Below are 1,057 nucleotides of genomic sequence, written 5' to 3' on the forward strand. Positions count from 1 at the left end.
ACCCGGGAGGGTGTGGGAGAGTAGGACACCGCCGGACAACCATTAGGTCGAGACCCCCCAACCCACGGTTGGGGGGTCTCCCACACTTAAACAACTCACCAACACTGAAGGCCCCAACCACGACGGTTGGGGCCTTTGGTCTTTAACTTTTGTTCTTAGCGCCCGATCAGCTGAACGCCTGCGCTGCACGGCAACAAAGCAGTGCGCCGGCGCGGGAGGGGGCTGGCCGCCCGAGGCGGGCTGAGAGGGAAACCCTGTGGGGGCTGGTTGGAGCCTGGTCAGGAGGCCGGCGCCTTCGCTGCTTTGGCGGCAGCCTTTGCTGCCTGCTTGCTGGCACGCACTTTCGCCAGGGACTCCGGGTCCACGATATCGGCTACGGAGAGATAGGAGCCTTCTTCCCCGTAGTGGCCGGCGGCTTCCCGCCATCCCGTAGCTTTCAGGCCGCACTGCTTGCCCAGCAAGGCGAGGAAGATCTTGGCCTTCTGCTCCCCATAGCCTGGCAGGGCCTGGAGCCGACGGAGTACCTCGGGGCCGTCGGGGTTTCCCTTCGTCCAGATTGCGGATGCGTCCCCGTCCCAGTCGCTGTCCACCGTGGCCGCGAGGGCTTGGACCCTCCCTGCCATGGAGCCGGGAAAGCGGTGCACGGCCGGCCGCTCCTTGAACAGTTCCACAAAGCCGGCCGGATCCTGTTCCGCGACAATGCGCGGTTTCAGGCTCCCAAGACGGGTGCGGATCTTTTCCGGGCCGGCAAACGCTGATTCCATGGTGACCTGTTGATCGAGCAGCATGCCCGTCAGCAGGGCGAACGCGTCTTCGCTGAGCAGTTGGTCCGCGGCGGCATCGCCGGTGATATGCAGTTCCATGCGTCCCATCCTCCCACCGGTGGGTGGCTCCGTCACGGCGGTGTTGTGGTGATGTTCGACGGCGGTTTGGTGGGGTTTTGGGGGTTGGTGTGGGGGTGGTGGGTGGTGGATTTGCGTTGGGGTTGTGGGGCGTGTATTGTTTTCTGAGTCGCCGGGTGCGAAACGGAAAGCCGGAAGGTGTGTACGGTTCGGTA

1 protein-coding gene is annotated in these 1,057 nt (G+C 64.2%); it reads right to left on the minus strand.

Annotation, left to right across the window (positions count from 1 at the left end; translation table 11 throughout):
- Positions 1-278 precede the first annotated feature (278 nt).
- Positions 279-872: an HhH-GPD-type base excision DNA repair protein gene (locus ACFVSI_RS22095; RefSeq protein ID WP_387828625.1), complete on the minus strand. Its 594-nt coding sequence runs from the start codon at positions 870-872 to the stop codon at positions 279-281.
- Positions 873-1,057: the final 185 nt, after the last annotated feature.

This window comes from Paenarthrobacter sp. NPDC057981 (assembly GCF_042886835.1).
Taxonomy (GTDB): domain Bacteria; phylum Actinomycetota; class Actinomycetes; order Actinomycetales; family Micrococcaceae; genus Arthrobacter.

Coding starts and splice junctions, on each gene's coding strand:
- ACFVSI_RS22095 (WP_387828625.1), bottom strand. CDS start 872: ATGGGACGCATGGAACTGCATATCACCGGCGATGCCGCCGCGGACCAA.